The organism is Paenibacillus sp. WC2504, assembly GCF_052682475.1.
The window spans coordinates 169,552-196,020 of the sequence record NZ_JBQZFH010000001.1; the positions used below are offsets into that span (position 1 = coordinate 169,552).

The following is a 26,469-nucleotide window of genomic DNA, read 5'->3' on the forward strand; positions in this document are numbered from 1 at the left end:
GGGAGTATTCGTTTATGCAGATACAGATTTTAACGGTTGGGAAGTTGAAGGAGCGCTATCTTGTGGATGGGATCGCGGAGTACGTCAAGCGCCTTGGGCCTTATGCCAAGGTGCAAATGATTGAGGTGCCGGATGAGAAGGCACCGGAGAACATGAGCGCAGCTGAGGAGCAGCAGGTGCGCGTGAAGGAAGGCGAGCGGCTGCTGGCCAAGCTCGGCGCGGATGTGTACGTCGTGGCGTTGGCCATCGACGGCGAGATGTGGTCAAGCGAGCAGCTGGCGGCCTCGCTCGATAAGTTGGCCACCTATGGGCGGAGCCAGGTGGCCTTCGTGATCGGCGGCTCGCTGGGGCTCTCTAGCGAGCTGCTGCGCCGTGCGGATATGCGGCTGAGCTTTGGCCGCATGACGCTGCCGCACCAGTTGATGCGGCTGGTGCTGGTCGAGCAGATTTATCGCGCTATGCGGATAAATCGGGGGGAACCGTACCACAAGTAAAGGCAAGTTTTGAGCGTAAGGTAACGTTGGCTTCAGAACCAAATTAGCACATTACCTTTTTTACGTTCGGTCTCTACATATTTGTGGGCATCTGGCAGATACTCCAAAGGATATCGACGATCGATAACGGCGTTCAGTATTCTATTGTTGGCGAGTTCCATGAGAAACGCTAAATTCGATTGGTTTTGCATAAGCCCGGCTGTTGCGAAAACAGCCCTTTTGCCTTTCAACAGAGATGTCCACATCATTTGCAGAAGGATAGACAACCTAGGTGCGGTAGTCAGATAAATCCCCTTAGCCGTTAGCACTCGCTTACTTGCTGAGAAGGAGCGTTTGCCTACAGCATCAAAAACGACATCATAGGCTTTGTCCGCCTTCGTGAAATCTTCCTGGGTATAGTCAATAACGAAGTCTGCCCCTGCTCTTCTGACCAGACCTTCGTTGCCTCCAGAGCAAACAGCGGTTACTTCAGCGCCATAGTATTTGGCCAATTGCACAGCGTAGATACCGACGGCCCCTGAGGCGCCATTAATCAGCACTTTCTGTCCTTCCCGCAATTTTGCCTTATCCCTTAGAAACGTCAATGCGGTGGCGCCTCCGTCACAGACGCCGACGGCTTCTTCAAAGGTAAGGCTGTCCGGTATAACCGCAAGAGGGCTCTCTTCGGAAAGACACTTATATTCGGCGTAAGCACCGAAGTTTTTGACGCTCATCCCCAAGATGCGATCCCCTGGCTTAAAATGCTGTACTTCTCTTCCGACCGCTTCGACCACTCCAGCTAACTCGGTTCCTCCTATTGCAAATTTCGGTCTGGATAACCCGTAAATCAGTTTAATCATAAACGGATTACCCTTGCGAAAAGCGCAGTCCGACGGCCCTACCTTGGCAGCTTGGACACGTATGAGAAGCTCCTTGTTTCCAGGCGAAGGCTTCGCGATTTGTTGCAGAACAATCACTTCCGGCGAACCATACGAGATTTGAACCATGGCTTTCATGGGTTTTCCCCTCCTAGCATTAAATTTCACTTCAACGGACATTTACAAGAGGCTCCCCTGTGGTAGAAAATGGATAGGAGAAAGAACGGGCGACAGGGAGATGAAGGCAAGAGATGATGAAAGACATCCTATACAAATACATTTCGAGATGGACTTCTCTTAACGAGGAAGATCAGCAAGCCATAGTGAACGAAATTCGCATAGAAGAATTTACAAAAGGAGACGTTCTTTTTGAACAAGGAGATATTCCTACAGCATGCTATTTCATCTTGAAAGGCTGCGTAAGGCAGTATTCGATCGATGAAGAGGGTAGAGAAGTCACATCCAATTTTTATACCGAAGAGCAAGCCATCGCGATTTTCAATCATCACAAACCAGACAAGTCTTCCGATTTTACTTTCGTGTGCGCAGAAGATTCGGTAATGGTCGTTGGCGATCTGGATAAGGAAAAGGACATGTACAATAAGCACCCTCAATTGGAATCAATGACCCGCAGGATGATGGAGGAGAACTTTAGTCAGGTCCAAGAGGAATTCGCTGCTTATATCGCTTCTTCGCCTGAAGAACGCGTCAAAACACTTCTAACGAAACGCCCCTCTCTAATCGACCGTGTACCCCAACATCAATTGGCCAGTTATCTCGGCATTACTCCGGAGTCGCTAAGCCGAATTAAGAAGAGAATCCAGTAAGACTTAAACGGGTCCGAATACCGTAATTGTAACTAGGGGGATGTTTCCTTGCATTGATTTAAGTCAATAGACGAGCCTGGAAATACAGAAAGGGCACCCTCCCAGGTGCCATTCAAACTTGCCGTTATAGACAACTCGGAGAGCCTTATCACAAGTAGGGCGAAATTTGAAGCATTATTGCTTGTAAAGCTCAGAAACTAAAAAGAGGCCGCTTTGTTTGGTGGACTCTTGAAGAGAGTAGGATGGCGGTTATCAGTTACGATTTAGGATTGAAGAGATATAGTTTTTGAAGCCTTCTTCTCCAAGTTTTTCGTGCTTACCATCGTATCCCTCTATTTGCAAGTTATAGAGGGACACCTTAGGGAAAATCACGAAGAACTTTTGAAGTAGCATGAGATTACCCTAGCGGTTTTTGGTAGAGGTTGCTGATGGAAGGATTCTGCATGACCGCGCGATTGATTGGCCCGGACGCTCCGCCGGCTGAAATCGTGCAAGCCGCGATGATGTTGATGGAGGCTTATAGCCGTTCATTATGATTTACTCCCCACGCACACATGACTTCTGTTACAGGGATCAATTTTTTTGTTTGAAGGTAATCTTCTTAAATATTGACGGAGTATTAGTGACTACAAATTCTTTAACTCCAAGTGGTAAGTATTTTGGTCACACGTTCGACAAGACCTGCGTTCAAAATCTCATCGAGATACTTAATGCCACTGGAGCAAAAAACATCATTTCATCATCATGGAGAGAAGGAAGAACATTGGTTCAACTACAATCAATTTTCAAGGCTAATGGTCTTGAGGATTGTGTTATAGATGTAAGAAACCACTCCTATAATAAGAAGTGGTTTTTGCTTTTATATATCTTACTTAGCCGCCAATCTTAAAGCCTGCTCCTCAGCATCTTTATATCCCTTTTGCAACACTTCATTTCTGTCCAAAAATGCTGTTCCTTGAATTCGCACCGCTTCAAAATCTTCAATTCCCATTAAATCAAACATGGACTTCAAAAATTTATTCGAGTACTCCAGTTCAGAATAAAAGTCATTATTGGTGTAAATGGACCCACTGGCTTGAATGGTAACGACGCTTCTTCCATCATCAAGAAGTCCGATGGATGCTCTTCCGTTACTCATTGGGGGGCTGATATATTTAAATGTTTCCCGCGCAATCATAACATTATCTATATAATCCTTTAGTTTCGAGGGGATACTGAAGTTATGCATTGGAAATACAATGACGTATTTATTAGCACTTTTGAATTGCTGTAGCAGGGTATTCATACGATCTGTTACTTCTTTTTCTTGACTAGTTAATTCTTTCTCTTCCGCTAGTTTCGACCATGCGCTCAATACATTTTTATCAAGTGCGGGTACTTCGTCGTCGTATAGGTTAATTTGTTCAATAACCTCGTCATTCGAATGCTTCTCTTTGTATACTTTCAGAAAATAGTTAAATACATCGAGACTTGCAGAGGTTTTGGAATCAAAATCCGGGTGTGCATTGATGATAAGTAATTTACTCATGTATATTTCCTCCTAGGAATATATTATAGATCCAATTAATCGTCGATTTATATAGTCCATAATATAACTTCCCCAATTACATGTCAATTTATTAAACCAAGAAATTTATGTAAATAAACAAAATGAAATCGGTGCTGCTATGTTTTTTATCTCCCGCACTAGCGCATTCGTTGGCCGAGCCTCAGGACATAGTTTGCCTATTTTCTTTTAAATACGACACCAGAAAATTATGGTAAGATATTAGGAGAGAGTACCATTCCTATCTTATAAAATGGAGGCGCTTACTTATGGACCAACAATTGCAGCAAGAGGGATACTTTGGGGAGTTTGGCGGCAGCTTCGTCCCGCCGGAATTACAGGAAGTGTTGAGTTATTTGAGTGAGCAATTTTACAAGTTTAGAGACGATCCGGAGTTTAAGGAAGAGCTTCGTTATTATCTAAGCGAATATGTTGGACGTGAGAATCCATTAACGTATGCGGAGCGGCTGACCAAAGCTTGGGGAGGGCCGAAAATATACTTAAAGCGCGAGGATTTAAATCATACCGGAGCGCATAAGATCAACAACGCAATTGGCCAGATCCTGCTTGCTAAAAGGATGGGGGCGAAGCGGATTATTGCTGAGACGGGTGCCGGACAGCATGGTGTTGCTACGGCAACGGCTTGCGCTATGTTTAAAATGGAATGCATCATCTATATGGGAGCTGAGGATACTCGTCGGCAGGCGCTTAATGTGTTCCGTATGGAGCTGCTGGGTGCGACGGTTGTACCGGTACATAAAGGACAAGGAAGATTGAAAGATGCGGTAGATGAGGCATTGGACGATCTGGTTCGCAATTATAAAAATACATTCTATTTGCTAGGCTCCGCTGTCGGTCCGCATCCGTTTCCAACGATGGTCAAGCACTTCCAGGCCATTATTAGTGAAGAATCGAAACGGCAGATTGTGGAGAAAGAAGGCCGTTTACCGGATGCGGTGGTGGCCTGCACAGGCGGCGGGAGTAATGCTATCGGCGCGTTCGCTCATTACATCGACGAGCCGAGCGTTCGCTTAATCGGGGTCGAGCCCGATCAGGCTCCGTCTTTGACCCAAGGCGTTCCGAGCATCATCCACGGCTTTAAGTGTTTAGTGCTGCTGGACGAGGAAGGACAGCCGAAGAAGACCTATTCCATCGCCGCGGGGCTGGATTATCCGGGCATTGGGCCGGAGCATAGCCACCTGAAGGTGACGGGCCGGGCTGAATATGCAACGGTCACGAATGAGGAAGTGCTGGAAGCCTTCCAAGAACTGTCGCGCACGGAGGGAATCATTCCTGCCTTAGAGAGCGCGCATGCAGTTGCCTACGCGAAGCAGTTGGCGCCGACGATGAGCGAAGATCAAATTATTATCGTCAATCTGTCAGGCCGCGGAGATAAGGATGTCGAGCAAGTTTATCAAATGCTTAAATAGAGAGAAGAAGGGCGTCCAATAGGACGCCCTTTTGATTTGGCTCTGTAGACGATGGACAGGTAAATGCTGCTATTACTCGAATAGGATTGTAGTTGATAGTAAACAGTGTTACTCTTACAACGGTAAACACATACTCTACGTTTTGCAAAGAAAGGTAACACTATGATAAAAGTTGAAAACCTATCCTTCTCATTTCCGCAAAAAGAACTATATACAAACGTTTCATTTACGCTTGAAGAGGCACAACATTGCGCTTTTATAGGAACAAGTGGCAGTGGAAAAAGTACATTGATAGATATACTTATGGATCCAGAAAGATATTTGTTCGAGGGCAAGTTAGAAATAGATCCGACTTGCAAAATTAGGCATGTAAGTCAATTCCCACAATTCGACAAAACGAAAGAAACAACGGTTTTTGAATATATAGGGGAAGAATTTATTAAGATACAAGATGAAATAACATCGATTTGTACGGAAATGGAAACATCACCGGATGATATTGAATCGTTATTAGACAAGTATCAATTAGCTTTAGACGCATTTGATTCAATCGGTGGGGCTGATTTTGAAAGTAATATCAATAAGAAACTAAATCTAGCAAACCTCATGAAGCTAAAGGATCTTAGGGTATCCGATCTAAGTGGCGGGGAATTCAAACTTATTCAAGTGATGAAGGAAATGCTTAGTAGTCCAGACTTAATGATTATGGATGAACCAGATGTATTTTTAGACTTCGAAAACCTAAATGCACTTAAAAATCTGATTAATTCTCACAAAGGAATACTGCTTGTTGTTACGCACAACCGATATCTATTGAACCATTGTTTCAATAAAATCATACACCTTGAAAACATGGAGATCCAAGAGTTTGATGGGCGATATATGGAGTATACTTTCTCATTACTTCAGACAAAAATTGAGTTGCAAGAGATCGCAGTCGCTGAGCAAGAAGAAATTGAGAGATACGATAACATTATTGATAATCTTAGAGTTATCGCAACTATTAATTCAGAAGCATCTAGAGGCAGAGCATTAAAAGCTAGAGTTAGGTTTCAAGAGAGATTGGAAGCGCGTAGAATTAAAGCGCCATTCGTTGATATTAAGCAACCGAATATTCGTTTTGGTATGGATAATGAAATTGAAGACAGCGTTGTTGTAAAAGTCAATAATTATAGTGTTACTTTTGATGAGTTGCTTTTAGATAATGTTAACTTCGAGATAAAATCTACGGATAAAGTAGCCATTATTGGTCCAAACGGTACCGGAAAAACGACCTTACTCCGAGATATCTTTAAAAATAAGCATGCTGCAATTGAAGTTAATCCTGATGTTAAAGTGGCATATTTATCTCAGTTTCAAGGCGAAATGCTAAAAGATTCTAATACAATACTAGAAGAATTCATCGATGCTGGGTTTAAAACTTATGATGAGATTAGAACATTTATTGCAAACTATGGCTTTGAAGGGGAAATCGTTAATCAAAGGATAGCTTCTTTATCTGGTGGAGAAAAAAATATGCTTCAATTGGCTAAGGTTTCTGCCAGTAAAGCAAACGTTTTGCTTCTTGATGAACCGACAAGCCATTTGGACACGTATACACAAATAGCGCTAGAGAAAGCCATTGAAGACTATAAAGGTGCGATTCTCATGATTTCTCATGATTTCTATTCGGTTGTAAATGGTATGGATTATGTTTTAATCATTGACGATAAGACGATTAGAAAAATGAGTATGCGAAAATTTAGACAGATGATTTATGCTAGTCATTTTGATAGAGACTATCTAGAACATGAGCAAAATAAAAAATCACTTGAAATGAAAATAGAATTGGCTTTAAAAGATACGAATTTTGAACTTGCAAAAGTTTTGGTTGATGAGCTAGAAGAGCTGATTAAGTTGCTTTAGAAGACAATAATCCTGAAAAAGGGCTCTTCCGAATACAGGAAAAGCCCTTTTGGTGCGGCATCTGTTTTTTCGCAAACCCTGAGCTTCTATATGTCGCCTTCTTAATAATAAGTAATTGGAAAAAGGGAAGACTACACGATATCGCTTTTTCGCCAAAACTTATTATTTCTTGGAGGATGACAAATGAAAGGCAATTCAACCAAAGCAGCATTTTGGATAGTCGCCTGGGTGCTCGTGCTCTGTTTATGGTCTAGTGCAGCACCTTCCATTGTGTTTCCATTATATGCAACGGATTGGCATCTCTCGAAATCAACAACGACAGGTATCTTTGCTATGTATCCTATTGCAATCATCTTCGTGCTTGTAATCGTAGGTAATATTTCAGATTACATCGGACGCCGAATGACGTTAATGATCGGACTTACTTTCCTCCTCTTTGGCGCATTCGTTTTTGCCTTAGCTCCGAACTTGCACTGGCTGTTTGTCGCCCGAGCACTGCAGGGCTTTGGAGTTGGATTGACATCGGGGGCGGGGGCCGCAGCGCTTGTAGAGTTTAATCCGACATCGAACACGAAATTTCCCGGATCGATAAACACGATTACTCAGGCAGTTGGTGTGTTCATTGCATTAATTCTTGGGGCAATTCTAATTAAGTATGAGCCATTCCCGCTACATTTAAGTTATTGGGTTTTATCCTTACTCATATTTGTCAGCATGATCCTGTGTTTCTTCCTTCCGAAAAATCAAACATCTCGATCTGGCGATAAATCGAACTGGAAACCAGCGGGGATTAAGGTACCGAAAGGATTATGGGGCATTTATCTCCTGGCAGCATTAGCCGTAGGAATCGGCTTTGCCTATGGAGGAATATTTTTATCTCTTGGGGCTCAAATTGCGCGCGATGTCGTTGGGACGAAAGATATTCTTGTGATCGGTATGGTGTTATCGATTTTGAGTTTGCTAATTGCGGTGGGTGCTACAATTGCAGGGCGAATGAGTCCGCTGCCTTCAATTCGTATCGGAACGGTTCTGATAAGCTCGACATTGGTTCTTCTTGTCATGGCGTCAGAAATGCATTCTTTCATCCTATTCGTAACGTCGTCGATTACCGGAGGACTTGGTTATGGATTCTCTGTAACCGGAGGGATTGGCCTTGCGAACATGTACGCGTCACCTGAAAACAAAGCGCAGTTTTTATCTTCTGTTTTTGTCGTCTCTTATCTGTTCCAAGGAGCCAGCGCATTTGGCGGTGGTTTGGCTTCCACTATTTATGGCTTTAGCTACGCAATATGGATGCTTTCTCTTATAGTCGGATCAATTGCGCTTATTACGCTACTGTCTACGATGATGTTCAATAAGAAAATGGTCTATGCCAAGTAAATAAAAACACGAAAGTAGACTATCCTTCCTCAGGGTGGTCTACTTTTTGCTATAATATGTATAGTAGGACTGTTTAACAATTGGGCAAATATGGAATCCTAGTACTATCAAATAATGAGAGAATATGAGGGATGAAAATGTCGTACATCGTTGATTTTAAAAATGTGTCTACAGTAGGTTTAGAATCTTCGCCTGTAGCAGAAGCGCTTGCCGGTTTACGTGCGAATGAAGCCCGTTATTTCATGAACAAATACAAGCATGAATTCGAGGTTGTACCCGCTAGCGAAAGTCAGGAAAATCTTGATTATGCGAACAAAATTTTAAAAGAACGTGACATTGAGTTTGCTGCCAAGCCTCTAGAAACGTCGCATTTTCAAGTGGAAAATATTCAGTTTACCTATGTTTTTTACGAGGATGGCCTGTCGATCAATGTCATGTATACGGTGGATGATCCTAAGAAGCGGGCGGTTGGTTTTAAGCTTTCTGAGGGTATGGAGATACCTAAGGAGTTAGAATCGAAGTTCAAGTTCGCTAGGCAGAAGTCTAAATTGGCTGGAACGATTCGGGGTTCGTTTTTCGTAATCAAAGGAGAATATACGTATAACTGAAGCTTAAAATAAGAGGGTGCCCCTGCCATTTCCATGGCTTTTGGGACACCCTTATTTACGCTACATATGGTTGTGTGATGTTAAAAGCGACTGACCGCAACAATGACAGCTAACGCGATGAAGACGAATAAGTTGTACGGAGGTGATCTTTCATGACAAAAACGAATCCTAAGGTTGACGAATTTATTAGTAAGGCTAAAACCTGGAAGGAAGAATACGCAGAGTTGAGAAGAATCGTTCTTGGCTGCCAGTTAACCGAGGAATATAAGTGGATGCATCCTTGCTACACGATTCAGGATAAAAATGTTGTTCTCATACACGGGTTTAAAGACTACTGCGCGCTTTTGTTTCACAAGGGAGTTCTGCTAAAAGATGCTCATGGTATCCTTATTCAACAAACCGAGAATGTCCAGGCGGGGCGCCAGATTCGGTTCACCCATGTTCGGGAAATCCTTGCAATGGAGTCGATCTTGAAAGACTACATTAACGAAGCGATTGAAGTTGAAAAAGCCGGTTTGGAAGTAAGTTTTAAAAAGCAGACAGAATTCACAGTTGCAGAAGAGTTTCAAATGAAGCTCGATGAGAACCCTGCTTTGAAAACGGCCTTTGGAGCCTTAACACCCGGACGGCAAAGAAATTATCTTCTTCATTTCTCTGAGCCCAAACAATCGAAAACGCGAAAGTCACGGGTGGAGAAAAATGTGCAGAAAATTCTCGATGGAAAGGGATTAAACGATTAAAGAGGAAAACCATCCGTCTGCAGGGTGGTTTTTTTGTTATTTCATGACCTAGCCGTTGAACTTGACAAGTATGGATTACAAATGTAATACTGAGTTTGTATTACATTTGTAATCCAAGTAGAAAGGAGGTAGCTAATGTGAAAACTGTCCCACATATTACGGATGCCGAATGGGAAGTTATGAAGGTGCTCTGGAATCAGTCGCCACGCACGGCGAATGAAGTGATTGAAGCAATGCAGGATCAGACGGAGTGGAAGCCGAAAACGATTCGAACGCTGTTAAACCGATTAACGCAGAAGCAGGCGCTGTCTTTTACGCAAGAAAACAGAGTGTATGCCTATTTCCCTTTAGTTTCTGAGGGGGAATGTGTGAAGTCAGAGACGCAATCTTTTCTGAAAAGAATGTATGGCGGTGCCTTTAAGCCGATGCTGGTTAACTTTTTGAAGGAGGAGCAGCTGTCGGAGGAAGATATTAAAGAGTTAAAACAACTTCTGGAAAATAAATCCAACTAACAGCGATGCCCGAACAGGCGGCGCTGCTTCAGGAAGGAAAGGGTGAAAGTGAACCAAACCAATGAACTTCTCAAGGGTGTTTTTGAGTGGATTTTGTCGGTATCGGTAATGGCCGCCATTACGGTAGTGTTGATCATGCTAACCCAACGTGTCCTGCATAAACGGATAAAACCAAGATGGCACTATCTCCTGTGGTTATTGGTCATGGTGCGACTGCTCCTACCCTGGGACCTGGAAAGCGATTTAAGCATCTACAATTGGATAGCTTACTCTGGCGGCATTCACGAAATCGACTCCGTGGTTCAGATAGGAACACAAGAGAGATTGGCTGCTGTGGACTCAGTAGGTACTATTTTGTACAGGTACTCCATGTATGTATGGTTGCTTGGTATTGTCGTATTTGGCATATACACGGTGGTGATTAACCGTAAATTTGCGCGGAAAATAACAAAAGAAACGAGTCCGATTACAGACGCCGGCATCCTGCAATTGTTTTCCCAATGCCAAAAGCTAATGTCGGTACATAAACACGTCACACTAGTCGTATCGGACCAATTGACGATGCCCACGCTTTTTGGATTCTGGAAACCACGGTTAGTTATACCTCAGAGGGTGATTAATAGCTTAAGCCAGGAACAATTGCGGCATATCTTTCTGCATGAGCTGGCCCACTGCAAACGGAATGATATTGGCATCAATTGGATCATGCAATTTTTATTGATTATTCATTGGTTCAATCCTGTGCTTTGGTACGCGAATCAACGTATGCGTGAAGATCAGGAGATTGCAAGCGACGCGTTAGCACTTTCTTATCTTGAGCCAGCGGGAAGAGACAGTTATGGATATACGCTCATTCAGTTATTGGAAAGCTATGTACGTCCTGTAAGTGTACCTGGCAATGTTAATTTATCGGGCAGTAAGTCACAGTTAAAAAGGAGAATTATCATGATTAAACAGTTTCAATTTAATTCGTACCGTTGGTCGTTCGTTGGCTTAGCTGCTGTTTTGATAATTAGCGGATGTTCATTGACGAATGCGACGAATACGGATAAGCAAGCTTCGGCTCCACCGAGCTCTCCGGCTATTGATCAAAAGACGACGGAAACAACAAATACTGCAAACTCAACAGATACAACAAATACAAGTACGCAGACAACTGATACGGATAAAAAGCCGGAAACAACAGGTGATACACAAACTATTAACTCCGTGACACCGACTGCACCACCAAAAGTTACCGCGGAAGAAGCTAGGCCAACAGCAGTAGTATCAAGAACGAACGAGTCGAAGCCTTCACCGGTAGCCTCCGTCACAGAGGCAAGACGTGCTGCGGCTCAGGCAGCGGAGAGTCCAAGACAAGCACCTGCTGCATCACGACAAGCGAGTGAGGTAACGGCAGTGCCTTCATCCCGAGATGTCAAAAGGCCGACGGCAGTGCCAGCACCGGTACCGGATACTCGGCCGGCACAGGCTGAGCCAACCGCCAGAGTGCTAACTAAGGAGCAAGCGGCTCAGTAAACTTTCAGGGCAAAGTTAACCAAGAAGAAGATACCTTTGAGGGTGTTTTCTTCTTTTTCTATACGAATCTTTGTGAAAACTTGACCAAAATTTAGGGAAAATTGATATAAAATGATACTTCCTCACGGTATAATTTAAACATTATACGAGAAGGGGTCGAACTATGTCGTCACTATTGCAAAAACAGAGTTTAACATCGGAACAGCTTCAATTGCTTGCTTCCGAGATGAGTAAGAAACAGAAATCAGGTGGTATTGCATGGCTACTCTGGTTTTTCACTTGCTCATTTGGAGGTCACCGTTTCTATTTAGGTCGAATTGGAACAGGAGTAGCTATGTTACTCACACTTGGCGGTTTGGGTATTTGGTCACTCGTTGATTTGTTCCTGTTATCAGGGATGATTAGAGATACGAATGAAAAAGTTGAGAATGAGATTATTTCCGAAATCCGTCTGATCCACCAAGCGCGAGCCAACTCAGAAGCTGCTGTAGCGCAGGCATAACGAACATCATATTATGGATAATTTAAATTTATTGCGTACGCTAACACTGGAAGAACTAGCTATTTTAGAAGCAGAACTGCTGAAGAAGCGCAAATCTAAGGAAGTTGTATGGGCGTTATGGTCTGTGCTGCATTATTTTGGAGCTCACCGTTATTATACAGAGAATTATCTGTATGCCAGCATGATGTTTGCTGCTACGGTCGTTCCGGGTCTTGCGATCATTCTACTGGTGGTCTACACAGAGTTAGAAGCATTTAGTTACTTTCTTTTATGGTTTAGCATAGCCATATTAGCTGGATCTTTGCTTTGGAGCTGGATCGATGCTTTTTTTCTAAACAGAAGAATAGAAGAGATGAATCAGGAGCAGGAACGTGTAGTGATTCGTCGTATCAAAGCAACAAGTATGAACCAATAAGAATGAGGCCGTCAGAAACCACAAGGTTTCAAACGGCCTCTCTTTTTCATGCGCATATGAAAGCTGAAGGTGGCGCAGTGAGAACAATCATCTGTGTCGAAAGGGTTAACTGTTAATCAGTTAGCCCTCTTTTACAGGTTAGGAAGCTATTTATCTTTCGACAAATCAGGTAATATATATATTATAAATGATTGCCAATATTTTATAGTTGAAATGAGGTCTAGAAGTGCATCATTTGCATGGTACATACGATATGGTTTTAGTTGCATTTTCCTATGTGGTTGCTGTCGTGGCATCCTATACTGTCCTCGATTTAGTAGGAAGAATCAGCACGTCCAAAGGGCTGTTTCGCTGGTTATGGCTCCTTTTCGGAGCGATCGCAATGGGGCTTGGCGTATGGTCCATGCATTTTGTCGGGATGCTTGCATTTTCGCTGAACATTTCAGTTGCCTATAACTTAGTCAAAGTCATACTTTCCGTCGTGGTCGTTATCGCGGCTTCCTTCCTTGCCTTGTATGTAGTTGGCCGCAGTCAATTATCTTGGCGATTATTACTTGTAGGAGGGCTGCTGCTCGCAACGGGCATCTCGGCTATGCATTACATCGGGATGGCGGCAATGGAGATTCATATTTCCTATAAGCCTGTATATTTCGCACTATCGATTCTCATTGCTATTGTGGCGTCCATCGCGGCGTTATGGTTAGCATTCTATTTCCGTAAGGGCACAGAGCCAAGTAGAATGTGGAAAAAGCTAGGCAGCGGCTTAATCATGGGAGCTGCCGTGGTAGGCATGCACTATACGGGCATGTATGCAGCGCAATTTCAAATGCTCGATGCACTAGACGAAACGAAGGGTATGTTTCTGGATCAGAAGCTTCTCGCTTATACGATTGCAGGGGGTACATTGTTCACGTTAGGTTTGTCGCTTTTTGGCATATTTATTTCCAATCGATTGTCACGCAAAGATACCGAAATTCAGGAACATGAGAAATGGTATAGATCATTATTTGAAAATAATCAGGATGGCATCATTTCAATTAATATGCAGTATCGCATTATTGGGTTCAATTCCGCTATTACGCAGCTCACAGGGCTAACCGGTGAATGGTTTCGCAATCAGACGATCGACAATATTCTACCTTTCATTGTACCGGAAGATCAGGAGCGCACGAGGGAGATGTTTGTAAAGTCGCGCAGCGGCGAGATGCAAACTTATCAGACTGCGATTATCCACGAGCAAGGGCACCGAGTCGAACTCAGTGTGATTAACGCTCCGGTCATCCTCGATGGACAAGTTGTCGGCAGCTACATCATTGCCAAAGACATTACAGAAGAAAAGCAGTCCAAAGAGAAAATTCAACATCTCGCCTTTCATGATGAGTTGACGGGAATGCCGAACAGACGAATGTTCAATGAAGTGCTGGGCCAAATGATCGATAGTGAAGCTGAGCAGTTCGCTGTTATGGTAATGGATCTGGATCGGTTTAAATTAATTAATGATTCGCTTGGGCATACGTATGGAGACCAATTTTTGCAGGAGATGTGTGAGCGTATCCGTCGGTGCATGGAGGGCATGAATGTGACCTTGGCGCGTATGGGCGGTGACGAGTTCACACTGCTCTGTGACAGCCGTTACAATAGAGAAGAAGTTGCCGATTTGGCTGAACAAATCATCAGAGCGATTGGCGTACCGTATCGTCTTAAAGAGAATGACTTCTACGTTACAGCGAGCATTGGTATTGCCCTCTATCCGAACGACGGCGCGGATGCGGTGCAGCTGCTCAAAAATGCGGACACTGCGATGTACGAAGTGAAGAAAAACGGCAAGAACGGGTACCAGTTCTATACGGGCGAATTAAACGAGCAGCTGCAGGAGAAAATTGAGCTGGAAGTTGAATTGCGTCAGGCGATCGCGCGCAAACAGCTGTTCTTGAATTATCAGCCGCAAATTCGAGCCGGGGACGGCCAGATGATTGGCGTCGAAGCGCTCGTTCGTTGGAATCATCCGACGAAAGGCACGATTTCTCCAGGCGTATTCATTCCCATAGCCGAAGAAACAGGCATTATTTATGAAATGGGCACATGGGTGCTGAGAGAAGCCTGCCGGCAAATGAAAGAATGGCATCGCGGCGGCGGGCCGTTGATCCCTGTTTCCGTCAATTTATCCTCCCAGCAGTTCCACCAGACCAATTTGGCGATGTACATTAAGGAAATCCTTGAGGAGACGGGGCTTGAGCCGCAATATTTGGAGCTGGAAATTACAGAAAGTATGATGATGGATGCGACGGTTTCCAGAAGTATTCTAAATGAATTGACGGAATCGGGCATTCGGATCAGTCTGGACGACTTCGGAACGGGATACAGTTCCTTAAGTTATCTGAAGCTTTTGCCGATCCACAAGCTCAAAATTGACCGTTCGTTTATCCGTGATATTACGGAGAACAATAATGATAAAGCGATAGTGGCCACGATTATCTCGATGGCGCAGCATTTGAATATGGACGTTATTGCGGAAGGTATTGAAACGAAGGAACAGCTGGATATTCTCATGGATAATGATTGCAAAAAGATTCAAGGTTATTATTACAGCAAGCCGTTGCCTGCTCAAGATGTAGAGGAAGCTTTTTTCGCGCCAATGCGAGCAAGTGGATCATAAAAACGACAAGTTAGAAACCCGATTAGCTCAGTAGAGCTTGTCGGGTTTTTGTTTACTAGTATAAGTAATGTTTACCAAACAAATAATACCATGAGATCTGACAAACGACGTTGGAAGGTGGGGAGTGGCATTGACGGTAAGTGGAACCCTCTCTGACAGTGTTAATTTGATTATGGACGTCATCGGGCACAATCATGATGTCGTTTTGCGAGAAATTATATTAGGAAGTACAGGGCGAAAAGCTGCAATTATCTATATTACTACCATCGGGAGTTCGGATGTTATTAACAAAAACGTGATGCAACCACTGATGCAGATGGAAGCGGCTGACGGCGATTCACTCTCAGAACGGTTCAAAGAGAGAGTGCTGGGCACCACGATTTTACTCTCCGAAATCGTGGAAATTGACTCCGTGACGGCGTGTATTCGCAATATTTTATCAGGGAATACCGTACTCATCATTGACCAAATTAACAGCTATATCATTCTTAGCACGGCACATTTGGAAGGAAGAAGTATTCAAGAACCGAAGTCGGAATCCGTGGTGCGGGGCTCGCGTGAAGGTTTTGTTGAGAACATCTCTAAGAATATTACGCTACTGCGGCAGCGGATCAAAGATCCCACGTTCACGATGCTCCAATATCACGTTGGCAAGCGTACCGAAAGAGAGCTCATTATTGCTTTCATTAAGGATATTGCCAATGATCAGATTGTGGAAGAAGTCTGTCGCAGGATTGAAACGATCGATATTGACGATGCAGCTGAGTCCGGGTCTATTGAACAGTTTATTGAAGATAATACCTTTTCTCCGTTCCCGCAAGTTATGAACACAGAACGACCGGATCGAGTGGTCAATGCCTTGATGGAGGGCAAAGTGGCTATCCTTTTGGATGGCACGCCTTTTGTGCTTATCGTGCCGGTGACATTACCGATGATGTTTTACTCTCCGGAAGACAATAACGAACGCTGGATCTATTCAAGTTTAATCCGCATGATGAGGTATATCCTCGTCGTCGTTTCTCTTTATTGCCATCTCTGTATATTGCCTTTATTTCCTTTCATCAAGGGCTAATCCCCACCAAGCTGGCCATATCCATCACTTCCAGCAGGGAAGGTGTTCCCTTTCCTACCTTCGTGGAAGCCATGATGATGGAAATAACGATTGAAATACTGCGTGAAGCCGCAATTCGGCTGCCCAAACCAATCGGGCAAGCGATTGGCATGGTCGGCGGCTTAGTCATCGGGCAATCGGCGGTACAGGCGGGTATTGTGAGCCCGATCATGGTTATTGTCGTGGCTGTGACGGCAATCGCATCGTATACGATACCTATATATTCGGCGGGAATTGCCATGCGTTTGCTAAGGTTCTTCATGATGCTGGCAGCCGCAGTGTTAGGCTTGTACGGGATTATTATGGTTACGCTGCTGCTCCTCTCCCACATGATGAAGCTAAAAAGCTTTGGGACTAATTATGCAGGCGTGTACGTGCATTATCACCCTTCAGACTGGAAAGATTCAATCATTAAATATCCCTTGAAATGGATAAAAGACCGTCCAAAATTGTTAGATCCTAAAGATAAGAAACGAGCAAATTAAAGCAAATATTTAAAGGGGAAATGGACACATGAAGATCGTGCGAAGTGATCAGATTTCGTTATCGCAATTAACTGTCTTAAACACGTCCATGATTCTCGGACTGTCCGTTCTCACGCTGCCAAGGGCCACTTCTGAGAAGATCGGTACCCCAGACATATGGATCAGCATCATCATAGCGGGGTTAATCTCTATACTGTTAGCTGTCATTTGTACGAAGGTAAGTCAGCGGTTTCCCGGAAAAACTTTTTTTGAATACAATAAGCAGATTGTCGGTAAAGCGATCGGAATAGCTTTTAGTGTCATATTTTGCGTTTATTATATTTTGATGGCTGCATTCGAGGTGCGTATGCAAGCCGAGGTGATCAGGCAATTTCTATTAGATCAGACACCGATTGAAATGACCATGATCACGTTTCTGTTTGTTGCCGGTTACTTGCTCCTGGGACAAATAAATCCCATTGCCCGACTCATGGAATTTTTATTGCCGATTACCTATATAAGCATTCTGTTTGTTATGCTGCTCAGCGTCCAAGACTTTGATGTCGATAAGTTGCGTCCGGTTCTAAGCGAAGGGATGCGTCCTGTTTTAAATGGCCTTCTCTCAACGGCACTTTCTTATTCAGGTTTTGAGTGTATTATGGTGTTCTCCGCTTTTGTGGATAAGCCCCAAAAAATGGTGCGTTCAGCTATCATCGGTGTTGCCTTGATCATCGTCTTATACACGATCAATGCGGTAATTGTTATTGATGTACTAGGTGTCTCAGAATCCAGTACGTTAACCTGGCCGACCTTGGAATTAATCAAAAACGTGGAGATGGCTGGCTTTTTTTTAGAGAATTTTGAAGTCATCTTTATTGCTGTTTGGCTTGTTGAGATTTTTACTACCTATATTATCTCTCATTACATCGCAAGTCTTGGTATCAGCCAGTTGTTTGGCGTCAATATCAATTATGTGCATATCGGTTTGTTGATTGTTATTTATATCATTGGCATTTATCCAAGCGATTTGAACGGCAGTATCAAGCTAGGAGAAATCATTGGCAACTTGTCCTTATTCACTGCTGGAGTCATGCCAATCTTATTATTATTCCTTGCAGCACTTAGAAAAAGGGGACATACACCGTGAAACAACCTGCAAAACGGACTGTCTTATTCCTATCCTTGCTGTCATTCATTGTACTGCCTGGGTGCTGGGATAAACGGGAAATTGAACAGATTGGCATGATTACCGGAATCGGGCTGGATCAAGGGGAAGACTCAACCGACCACCGGATAAAAATGACGCAACAATTCGTCAACACGACTATCGGATCGAAAGAAGGCGTAGTAAAAGGATATTATAACCTTACGGATGAAGGCTCCAATATATTTGAAATCGTTAGAAGAACGTCAACCCGGACGGATCGTTCTCCCTATTATACGCATTTGAAGGTCATTATTTTAAGTGATAAGATCACATCAACCTCCCAGTTGATGGACTTAATAAACTTTTTTCAGCGGGACCATGAGATGAGACGTACCGTGCGTGTGTACTTTTCCAAAGGGCCTGCGAGCACGATTCTTGAAAAAACGACGGAAAATAAAGAGATTCCGGCCTTTAATATTTTTTATAAATCCCGAAATCATTATAAAACGCTAGAGATGCCTCGTCAATTAACCTTAGGAGAGATGTCTGTCTATCTCTCTAGTCAACAAAGCTTCCTTGTTCAAGTAATTGGTCTTATAAATGGGTCCGAGATGCAAGGAGCTGCTATCGTTTCAGGAAAAAAGAAGCGTTTAATCGGTTGGTTGAACAGAGAGGAGGTTTCGGGAATCAATTGGATTTTGGGAACTAAGAGTGGAAGTAAAGGAGGAATCATCACAATCATAGATAAGAAAACGAAGAAGGACATTATCTATGAAGTTGATCATATCGCTACAAAAATAAAACCCAAGGTGGAGGGTGAGCAGATCACATTTCACGTTTCCATTGATTCTGAAGGTCGTCTTGGGGAAGATTGGACCGTGAATGATGCTTTTGATGAGGATTTTATTAAAAAGACGGATGAACAGATAGCGGAAGAGGTAAAGCGTATTGTGGAACAAAGCATTGCCAAAATAAAGGACACCTATAAAGCGGATGTTGCTGGCTTTGGGGAACAATTTAGAATCAAGAACTACAAGGAATGGAAGAAAGTAAAGGATGACTGGGATGATGCGTTCAGCCGTTCAAACGTAGAGGTAGAGGCAAAAGTGCACATTCGAGAGTTCGGATCGAAAGGAAGGAAGGTTCCCAAGATTCCCAAAACCTAAGACCAACAATAGGGGAGGAATCTGAAAAGCCTACGCAAAGCCAATCATTAGTGGCTTTGCGTAGATTATTGTCGTGTATTTAATCAATTCGATATCTATTGATTTCCCATTTACTGCATCGAACTCTACAGTCGTTTGCCGTAATTCTGATATGCGCCATACACATTTTGATTGCTGGCAGATTCGAAGTTCCAGGCTACAAAAGACACCTAGGGGGTGCCCTTAGTACTAGGTTTCTTTTGACATAGATCAGCATAGGAGGTTTCAGAGTCCTTATGGCGAATAAATAGGTGATTGTCTAAGAACGCCGGAGGTGGAACATGAAAGCGCTATTTATTGGAGGAACAGGAACAATTAGTTCAGCAATTACGAAGCAGCTGCTGGACAGTGGATGCGAGCTTTATCTGTTGAATAGAGGCACAAGAAATGAATCGTTGCCAGCGGGGGCTAACTTGCTCACTGCAGACATTCGGGATGAAGAGCATGTCGCTAGTCTAATTGAACACTTGGAGTTCGATGTCGTTGCGGATTTCATCGCGTTCGAACCAACTCAGCTCGAAAGAGATTATCGCTTATTTCAAGGTAAAACCAAACAATTTATATTCATAAGTTCAGCGTCTGCGTACCAAACACCGCTGTCTGATTATAGAATTACGGAAGGGACGCCTTTATCGAACCCGTATTGGGAGTACTCGAGGAACAAGATTGCTTGTGAGGATTACTTACTCAAGATGTACCGCGACCATGGTTTTCCCATTACGATCGTAAGACCGAGCCACACCTATGATGAACGCTCCATACCGCTTGGTGTGCACGGCAGTAAAGGCAGCTGGCAGGTTGCCAAACGTATGCTGGAGAACAAGCCCGTCATCATTCATGGAGACGGCACTTCGCTGTGGACAATGACGCATAATAGCGACTTTGCTAAAGGTTTTATTGCACTTATGGGCAATATTCATGCTATTGGGGAGTCCGTACATATCACTTCCGATGAGACGCTGACTTGGAATCAAATTTATGAAGCTATTGCTGATGCACTAGGGGTCAAACTGCAGGCGGTTCATGTTTCGTCTGAATTTCTGGATGCGTGCAGCACGGAGAATTACAGAGGCGGATTGCTCGGAGATAAGGCGAATTCCGTTGTTTTCGACAATGCGAAGCTGAAGCGGCTTGTTCCGGATTTCGTTGCGACGACTCGTTTTGATCAAGGGATTAAAGTGACTGTCGCGCATATTTTAGCTAAACCCGAGTTACAAAGAGAAGATCAGGAATTCGATCAATGGTGCGATAAGGTGATTCGGGCCCTAGAAGCGGCTGTACAGGCAATTCGGGAATAGATTCGAAGGGGATGGCTAATGAATATAACGGTTGATACCAGAAATAACTCCAGAGTCGCTATTGTGCAAAGTGAAGACATCCTCATAAGTAATGTGCAGGAGGCTTTGGATTTAATGGCGTCTGTTCAATATCTGGAAGAGTGCCACAAAATTTTGATGGACAAATCTAACATTTCAGAAGACTTTTTTGAGCTTAAAACCCGCCTTGCAGGTGAGATTTTGCAGAAATTTACGAACTACAAGGTTAAATTTGCGATTGTTGGCGATTTTGACGTGTATAACAGTAAAAGCCTGAGGGATTTTATCTATGAGTGCAATCAAGGAAACGCAGTTTTCTTCCTCAAAGACAGAGGGGCAGCGCTGGACGCTCTGCACAATGCTAATTAAGGTTATTTCGTCACATCTTTTAGAAATGGAAACTCGGAGGGAACCGTAATGAGCAAGGTTTTACGTTTTGAAATGCAAGTACCGGATCCAGAAAGTACGATCGCGTTTTATTCGAATACCTTCGGATGGAAGTTTACAAAGTTCCCTGGGTCGCGAGATTACTGGTTTATTGAAACTGGGGAGGCGGATGAAAAAGGCATTGACGGAGGGTTAATGAAATCGCCAGATGGTGTGGCTAGAACGGTTAATTCGATTCATGTATCCTCCATCGATGATTTTTTAGCCTCCATTCCTGCCAATGGCGGAGCCATTGTTGTTCCCAAAATAACGATGCCAGGAATGGGGTATCTTGCCTATTTTACGGATCCTAGCGGCATGCTCCTTGGGGTTTCGCAGGCAGATCCAAACGCACGTTAAACGAAAAAAAAAGCACTGTACCTCCACGTTGGAAGGAACGGTGCTTTTTTAATTGGTTGCTTAAAAGCTGCTTAAAAATCAAAGTTGTCCGGATCCGGTCCGACACGTCGATTCTCGTTCAAGGCATCAATACGAGCCATCTCTGCATCCGTTAACGCGAAGTCAAAGACGTTGGCATTATCGATGATGCGCTGCTCTTTGATTGACTTCGGAATCGTCACAATGCCGCGCTGCAGATCCCAACGGAGAATGACTTGAGCAACCGACTTGCTGTGGCTAGCGGCGATGTCATTAAGAACCGGGTGATCGAATAGCTGGCCCTGCATGAGCGGAGACCAAGCTTCTAACTGAATGTTATGCGCTTTGGAGAAGCTGAGCAGCTCTTGCTGTGACAGAAGCGGGTGAAGTTCAACCTGGTTCACCATTGGCACGATTTCCGCGTCTTTCATCACATCTTCGAGATGATGAATTTGGAAGTTGCTGACGCCGATCGCTTTCACGCGGCCCTCTTTGTACAGGGTTTCCAGAGCACGCCAAGCTTCTTTATATTTCCCTTTGACCGGCCAGTGAATGAGGTACAGGTCAAGATATTCCAGCCCCAACTTGGATAAGCTGGCTTCATAGGCGGCAATTGTCGACTCATAGCCAAGATCTGCGTTCCACACCTTGGAGGTTACGAACAGATCCTCTCTAGCGAGTCCTGTTTCAGCAAGGGCCTCGGAAATGGCTTGTCCGACGCCTGTCTCATTCCCGTAAATAGCGGCCGTATCAATACTGCGGTAGCCGTTTCGAATGGCTGCTTTGACAGAGCTTACTACCTCGGAACCGTCTTCTACTTTGAAAACACCTAACCCGAACCATGGCATTTGAACGCCGTTCAGCAGGGTAGTTGTGGATTGTAAATGGTTGATCGTCATGCGTAATTCCTCCTCATGTAACTGTGTATATATGGGCCAACCGGCCTCATCGCATCATAAAATCCTCACCATCAGTAGGATGTCACCTGTTGGCAATTGCTATTATGAACGTTTCATGAGGAGATGAAAAGTACGTACTTTTTAGTACGATAGTTACTCTTCTGTGACTATTGGTGCTTAAATGATCCTATATTCCTCGATTTTACGGTACAAAGTCGTTCTTCCAATCTGCAATTTGGCGGCAGCCTTGCTGAGATTCCATTCAGAAGCAGTCAGTGCCATCTTGATCGCCTTAATTTCCGCTTCTTTTAGTGTTAGAGGGTAATCTTCGCTGGCGGCTTCGCCTGTAAGCTCATCCGCATCTTCCAGCATTAGATGCTCAGCATCAATCGGCTGATCTCCAGCCAGGAAGATTGCTTGCATCAGAATGCCGCTCAGCTCTCTGATATTGCCTGGCCAATTGTAGGCCAGCAGCTTGCGCTTGGCGGCTTCCGTGAAGGCGCAGCACGGTGAAGCATGCTTCTGAAGCAGATGAAGCGCCAATGTCAGGATATCGCTTCTTTCCCGTAGAGCAGGCATCGTAATCGGGATGCCCTTCAGCCGATAATAAAGATCGGCCCGGAATCCGCCGGCCTTCACTTCTGCGGCCAATTACGCGCACATCAACGGCTTTGCTTTTCGCGCTCCCAACCGGAGTAATCCTACCGTCCTGGAGCACACGCAAAAGCGCAGCCTGCGCCCGAAGGGGCATATCACCGATTTCATCGAGGAAAATCGTGCCTGTATGCGCAGCCTTGAATTTTCCGATATTGCCCTCTTTGCTTGCACCAGTGAAAGCGCCGCGGGCATAGCCGAACAATTCGCTTTCGACGAGACTGTCTGGGATGGCACTGCAGTTAAGTGCAATGAACGGCCCTCCCGATCGGACGCTTGCCGTATGAATGGATTGTGCAAACAATTCCTTGCCGACACCACTTTCACCCAAGAGCAGAACAGGGAAGTCGGAGGAGGAAGCCTTCTGGGCCAGCTCTTTCCTCTGCAAGAACGTCGGACACGTGCCGACGAGATCATCAAACGTGTATAAATGCTGATCATTTCCAGTCACCCTTCGAATGGAGACAGACTGCCACAGCTTTTGATATTCATTATGTAAAGTTTGAACGGCAAAACCCTCCAGTTTCGGCATGGGTTTACCGATGACGTCGCCGCCCATGATCCGCATAGCGGCGTGATTTGCCCGGAGGATGCGGTTATCTCGGCTAAGCGAGAGCAGGGGCAAAGGATGATGCATGGAGGAGTAATCCAGCTCTTTTAGCGTGATGAGGTGTTCCTTCTTCGATTCCTCGAGCAAAATTTTGTTTTGCAACGATTGAGCAGCCAAACAGGCGAGGGTAAAGGTATAGGCATGGAAATTCTCTTGCTTGCCGCTAATATTGACGATTCCGATAAGCTCGCCGATTGCGTTGAAGACAGGGGCAGAAGCGCAGGTCAGGAAATGGTTCGATTTGAAATAATGCTCTTCGGCATGCACACGCACGGGCTTACGCTCTGTAAGAGCGACGCCGATGGCGTTCGTTCCTTTGCGATGTTCAGCCCAATTGGCGCCTACTTGCAGCTGAACCGCCAGTGCTCGACGGGAGAAGTCGATATCTCCTGCTGTGTGAATAATGGTTCCTTCCGGGTTGATCAGCAGTGCCATCTGGCCGGATTCTTTGATGCCGGCATGCATGTGTTCGAAGATTTGCTCGGTGTATTGGATGGTTTGCTCATTTTGCTTGAGTAAAGACTGCATGTGAATTCCTGTTAAAATGTCATCGTCAATGGGGTCGGTGGGCACTAAACCAAGTTCGTGACAGCGCTTCCAAGAAGCTGCCGCTGCTTCGGATAAAAAGTTATTTTCCACGGATAGCAAAAAGATCCCTCCATTGCAATCGTATCTTATCCGATCATACCATAGTTGCTTTTATTAAAGGAGGGCTGCCCGTAAGAATGTCCCAAAATGGAACACATCCTTTGTATCAAAACGGAACATCGAACTTCGTACGCCATTCATAAACCCCGTTGTAACGGGATTTTGTCCGTTGGCACGATTCTTGCTTATCTATTTATGTATACCATTTTAAGGAGGCTGAGCGAGAATGATTTATGCACAACCTGGACAAAACGGATCCAAAGTAACGTTCAAAAAACGGTATGAAAACTTTATCGGCGGACAGTGGGTTGCGCCTGTTAAGGGGCAATACTTCGACAATCCGTCTCCTGTAAATAATCGTGTGTTCTGTGAGATTCCACGCTCATCTTCTGAAGATATCGAGCTGGCTTTGGATGCCGCACATGCTGCCAAAGAGGCATGGGGACGCACGTCGGTTGCTGAGCGCGCTGTTATTTTAAATAAAATTGCTGATCGTATGGAAGCTAATTTGGAAATGCTTGCGGTTGCCGAAACTTGGGATAACGGTAAGCCTGTCCGTGAAACGCTTGCGGCCGATCTGCCGCTGGCGATTGATCACTTCCGCTATTTCGCAGGGAGCATCCGCGCCCAAGAAGGTACGCTCAGCCAATTGGACGACAATATGGTGGCTTACCATTTTCATGAGCCGCTCGGCGTCGTCGGGCAGATCATTCCGTGGAACTTCCCGCTGCTGATGGCGACATGGAAGCTCGCTCCGGCGCTTGCGGCAGGAAATGCCGTAGTTCTCAAGCCGGCTGAGCAAACGCCGGCTTCCATTCTGGTGCTGCTCGAGCTTATTCAAGATTTGCTGCCTCCAGGCGTCGTCAATGTCGTTAACGGCTTCGGCCTTGAAGCGGGTAAACCGCTTGCCTCAAGCAGCCGTATCTCGAAGATTGCCTTTACGGGAGAAACGACAACGGGCCGTTTAATTATGCAATATGCTTCGCAGAATTTGATACCGGTTACCTTGGAGCTGGGCGGTAAGTCTCCGAACATCTTCTTTGAAGATGTGCTTGCGCGGGATGACGCTTTTTTCAATAAAGCGCTTGAAGGTTTTGCTATGTTCGCTCTCAATCAAGGGGAAGTGTGCACGAGCCCGTCGCGCGCATTAATTCAGGAGTCGATTTACGATCAATTTATGGAGAGAGCTCTGAAGCGGGTCGCTTCGATCACACAAGGCAACCCTCTTGATACATCGACGATGATTGGGGCACAGGCTTCAACAGAGCAAGTTGAGAAAATTATGAGCTATATCAACATCGGCTCGCAAGAAGGTGCGGAATGTCTGATTGGCGGTGACAGAGGGAAAGTAGAAGGGGAGCTTTCGGAAGGCTACTATATCCAGCCGACCGTTCTTAAAGGGAATAACAAGATGAGAATTTTCCAAGAGGAGATTTTCGGCCCTGTACTTGCGGTTACGACGTTCAAGAATCAGGAAGAGGCTTTGGCTATTGCGAACGACACGCTCTATGGTCTTGGAGCAGGCGTATGGACGCGCGATATGAACACAGCCTACCGGATGGGCCGCAGCATAGAAGCGGGGCGTGTATGGACGAATTGCTACCATGCATACCCTGCCCATGCAGCTTTTGGCGGATATAAGACTTCAGGTATCGGCCGCGAGAATCACAAAATGATGCTGTCGCATTACCAGCAAACTAAAAACTTGCTCGTTAGCTACAGCCCTGAAGCTTTGGGCTTCTTCTAGAGAGCTGCTGCGATGACGGAGGCAAGCAAGGTTGTTGCTACTGAGGCTGCTCTGGAGCTAATTGAAATCGTGAAAGCCAAACACGGCCCCGTTATGTTTCATCAATCCGGCGGCTGCTGCGACGGAAGCTCTCCCATGTGTTATGCGCAGGGGGAGTTCCTGATCGGCGACAGCGACGTTTGGTTGGGGGATATCGGCGGCGCCCCCTTTTATATGAGTAAATCCCAGTACGAATATTGGAAAAACACGATGCTGATCATCGATGTGGTTCCCGGCAGGGGCGGCATGTTTTCGCTCGAAGGCCCGGAGGGCCGGCGGTTTTTGACGCGTTCGAGGATGTTTACGGAGGAAGAGCGGCGCGTGTTAGGTTTGTAAGAAGTGTACGCAGGACCTGGCGATGTTCTATCGCTAGGTCTTTTTGTGCCTCATAAAGTACATGTCAGGGAAATTACAGGGCTCTATTTTTGCCCTAAA

Annotated in this window: 24 protein-coding genes and 2 pseudogenes; 21 read left to right on the top strand and 5 right to left on the bottom strand. The window is 44.8% G+C overall.

Going from position 1 to position 26,469, the window contains the following annotated elements; genetic code table 11:
• Window positions 1–14: 14 nt before the first annotated feature.
• Window positions 15–494: a 23S rRNA (pseudouridine(1915)-N(3))-methyltransferase RlmH gene (rlmH, locus tag ACUN27_RS00805; protein ID WP_315954361.1), complete on the top strand. Its 480-nt coding sequence runs from the start codon at window positions 15–17 to the stop codon at window positions 492–494.
• A 32-nt stretch (window positions 495–526) separates the two neighbouring features.
• Here the strand turns inward: rlmH and ACUN27_RS00810 are convergent, their stop codons facing one another.
• Complete coding sequence (locus ACUN27_RS00810; RefSeq protein ID WP_315954363.1) at window positions 527–1,489, bottom strand: NAD(P)-dependent alcohol dehydrogenase; 963 nt, start codon at window positions 1,487–1,489, stop codon at window positions 527–529.
• 116 nt (window positions 1,490–1,605) lie between these two features.
• Here ACUN27_RS00810 and ACUN27_RS00815 point away from each other — a divergent pair, with 116 nt between their 5' ends.
• Both ACUN27_RS00815 and ACUN27_RS00820 read left to right on the top strand, forming a co-directional pair.
• Window positions 1,606–2,178 (top strand): Crp/Fnr family transcriptional regulator, encoded by a 573-nt coding sequence (locus tag ACUN27_RS00815; protein ID WP_315954580.1) that lies wholly within the window; start codon window positions 1,606–1,608, stop codon window positions 2,176–2,178.
• A gap of 532 nt (window positions 2,179–2,710) precedes the next feature.
• Window positions 2,711–3,067 (top strand): HAD domain-containing protein, encoded by a 357-nt coding sequence (locus ACUN27_RS00820; RefSeq protein ID WP_315954364.1) that lies wholly within the window; start codon window positions 2,711–2,713, stop codon window positions 3,065–3,067.
• On the opposite strand, the gene ACUN27_RS00825 is transcribed toward ACUN27_RS00820, so the two are convergent.
• On the bottom strand, window positions 3,047–3,706 hold the full coding sequence (locus tag ACUN27_RS00825) for an FMN-dependent NADH-azoreductase (protein ID WP_315954365.1): 660 nt from the start codon (window positions 3,704–3,706) through the stop codon (window positions 3,047–3,049). The two genes, ACUN27_RS00820 and ACUN27_RS00825, sit on opposite strands and share 21 nt — an antisense overlap.
• A 287-nt stretch (window positions 3,707–3,993) precedes the next feature.
• Here ACUN27_RS00825 and trpB point away from each other — a divergent pair, with 287 nt between their 5' ends.
• The 16 genes and pseudogenes from trpB to ACUN27_RS00905 all read left to right on the top strand — a co-directional run bounded on the left by trpB (window position 3,994) and on the right by ACUN27_RS00905 (window position 21,419).
• A complete protein-coding gene (gene trpB / locus ACUN27_RS00830) occupies window positions 3,994–5,154 on the top strand; it encodes a tryptophan synthase subunit beta (protein WP_326063038.1) in 1,161 nt (386 codons plus the stop codon).
• A gap of 162 nt (window positions 5,155–5,316) precedes the next feature.
• Complete coding sequence (locus tag ACUN27_RS00835) at window positions 5,317–7,059, top strand: ABC-F family ATP-binding cassette domain-containing protein (protein WP_445558244.1); 1,743 nt, start codon at window positions 5,317–5,319, stop codon at window positions 7,057–7,059.
• Between the two features lie 183 nt (window positions 7,060–7,242).
• Window positions 7,243–8,439, top strand: a complete 1,197-nt coding sequence (locus ACUN27_RS00840) for an MFS transporter (protein ID WP_315954368.1) — start codon at window positions 7,243–7,245, stop codon at window positions 8,437–8,439.
• 137 nt (window positions 8,440–8,576) lie between these two features.
• Window positions 8,577–9,047, top strand: coding sequence for a phage tail protein (locus ACUN27_RS00845; RefSeq protein WP_315954369.1), 471 nt, complete (start codon window positions 8,577–8,579; stop codon window positions 9,045–9,047).
• 152 nt (window positions 9,048–9,199) lie between these two features.
• Window positions 9,200–9,787, top strand: a complete 588-nt coding sequence (locus ACUN27_RS00850) for a YdeI/OmpD-associated family protein (RefSeq protein WP_445558245.1) — start codon at window positions 9,200–9,202, stop codon at window positions 9,785–9,787.
• 137 nt (window positions 9,788–9,924) lie between these two features.
• Window positions 9,925–10,299 (top strand): penicillinase repressor BlaI, encoded by a 375-nt coding sequence (gene blaI, locus ACUN27_RS00855; RefSeq protein ID WP_315954371.1) that lies wholly within the window; start codon window positions 9,925–9,927, stop codon window positions 10,297–10,299.
• Between the two features lie 42 nt (window positions 10,300–10,341).
• Complete coding sequence (locus ACUN27_RS00860) at window positions 10,342–11,817, top strand: M56 family metallopeptidase (protein ID WP_445558246.1); 1,476 nt, start codon at window positions 10,342–10,344, stop codon at window positions 11,815–11,817.
• Between the two features lie 163 nt (window positions 11,818–11,980).
• Window positions 11,981–12,319 carry a TM2 domain-containing protein gene (locus ACUN27_RS00865; RefSeq protein ID WP_127454005.1) on the top strand — a complete coding sequence of 113 codons (339 nt, stop codon included), beginning with the start codon at window positions 11,981–11,983 and terminating at the stop codon, window positions 12,317–12,319.
• A gap of 13 nt (window positions 12,320–12,332) precedes the next feature.
• A complete protein-coding gene (locus tag ACUN27_RS00870) occupies window positions 12,333–12,734 on the top strand; it encodes an NINE protein (protein WP_315954373.1) in 402 nt (133 codons plus the stop codon).
• 226 nt (window positions 12,735–12,960) lie between these two features.
• Window positions 12,961–15,390, top strand: coding sequence for an EAL domain-containing protein (locus ACUN27_RS00875; protein ID WP_445558247.1), 2,430 nt, complete (start codon window positions 12,961–12,963; stop codon window positions 15,388–15,390).
• Window positions 15,391–15,562: 172 nt separating this feature from the next.
• Window positions 15,563–16,986 (top strand): annotated as a pseudogene (locus ACUN27_RS00880) (spore germination protein).
• A 28-nt stretch (window positions 16,987–17,014) separates the two neighbouring features.
• On the top strand, window positions 17,015–18,112 hold the full coding sequence (locus tag ACUN27_RS00885) for a GerAB/ArcD/ProY family transporter (protein WP_445558248.1): 1,098 nt from the start codon (window positions 17,015–17,017) through the stop codon (window positions 18,110–18,112).
• A complete protein-coding gene (locus ACUN27_RS00890) occupies window positions 18,109–19,278 on the top strand; it encodes a Ger(x)C family spore germination protein (protein ID WP_315954377.1) in 1,170 nt (389 codons plus the stop codon). The genes ACUN27_RS00885 and ACUN27_RS00890 overlap by 4 nt, the downstream gene beginning before the upstream one ends.
• A gap of 320 nt (window positions 19,279–19,598) precedes the next feature.
• Window positions 19,599–20,615: an SDR family oxidoreductase gene (locus tag ACUN27_RS00895; protein ID WP_445558249.1), complete on the top strand. Its 1,017-nt coding sequence runs from the start codon at window positions 19,599–19,601 to the stop codon at window positions 20,613–20,615.
• A gap of 18 nt (window positions 20,616–20,633) precedes the next feature.
• Window positions 20,634–21,002, top strand: a complete 369-nt coding sequence (locus ACUN27_RS00900) for a DUF4180 domain-containing protein (RefSeq protein ID WP_315954379.1) — start codon at window positions 20,634–20,636, stop codon at window positions 21,000–21,002.
• A 48-nt stretch (window positions 21,003–21,050) separates the two neighbouring features.
• Complete coding sequence (locus ACUN27_RS00905) at window positions 21,051–21,419, top strand: VOC family protein (RefSeq protein ID WP_315954380.1); 369 nt, start codon at window positions 21,051–21,053, stop codon at window positions 21,417–21,419.
• Between the two features lie 71 nt (window positions 21,420–21,490).
• Here the strand turns inward: ACUN27_RS00905 and ACUN27_RS00910 are convergent, their stop codons facing one another.
• From ACUN27_RS00910 to ACUN27_RS00920, 3 genes and pseudogenes are all read right to left on the bottom strand, one after another.
• Window positions 21,491–22,336 (bottom strand): aldo/keto reductase, encoded by an 846-nt coding sequence (locus ACUN27_RS00910; protein ID WP_445558250.1) that lies wholly within the window; start codon window positions 22,334–22,336, stop codon window positions 21,491–21,493.
• 177 nt (window positions 22,337–22,513) lie between these two features.
• Window positions 22,514–22,915, bottom strand: coding sequence for a helix-turn-helix domain-containing protein (locus ACUN27_RS00915; protein ID WP_445558251.1), 402 nt, complete (start codon window positions 22,913–22,915; stop codon window positions 22,514–22,516).
• Between the two features lie 127 nt (window positions 22,916–23,042).
• Window positions 23,043–24,128: pseudogene (locus tag ACUN27_RS00920) on the bottom strand (sigma-54-dependent Fis family transcriptional regulator); the annotation flags it as partial.
• A gap of 346 nt (window positions 24,129–24,474) precedes the next feature.
• Here ACUN27_RS00920 and adh point away from each other — a divergent pair.
• Together adh and ACUN27_RS00930 are read left to right on the top strand one after the other, a co-directional pair.
• Window positions 24,475–25,995 carry an aldehyde dehydrogenase gene (gene adh / locus ACUN27_RS00925; RefSeq protein ID WP_315954382.1) on the top strand — a complete coding sequence of 507 codons (1,521 nt, stop codon included), beginning with the start codon at window positions 24,475–24,477 and terminating at the stop codon, window positions 25,993–25,995.
• Window positions 25,996–26,007: 12 nt separating this feature from the next.
• On the top strand, window positions 26,008–26,370 hold the full coding sequence (locus ACUN27_RS00930; RefSeq protein ID WP_315954383.1) for a DUF779 domain-containing protein: 363 nt from the start codon (window positions 26,008–26,010) through the stop codon (window positions 26,368–26,370).
• The last annotated feature ends 99 nt before the right edge of the window (window positions 26,371–26,469 follow it).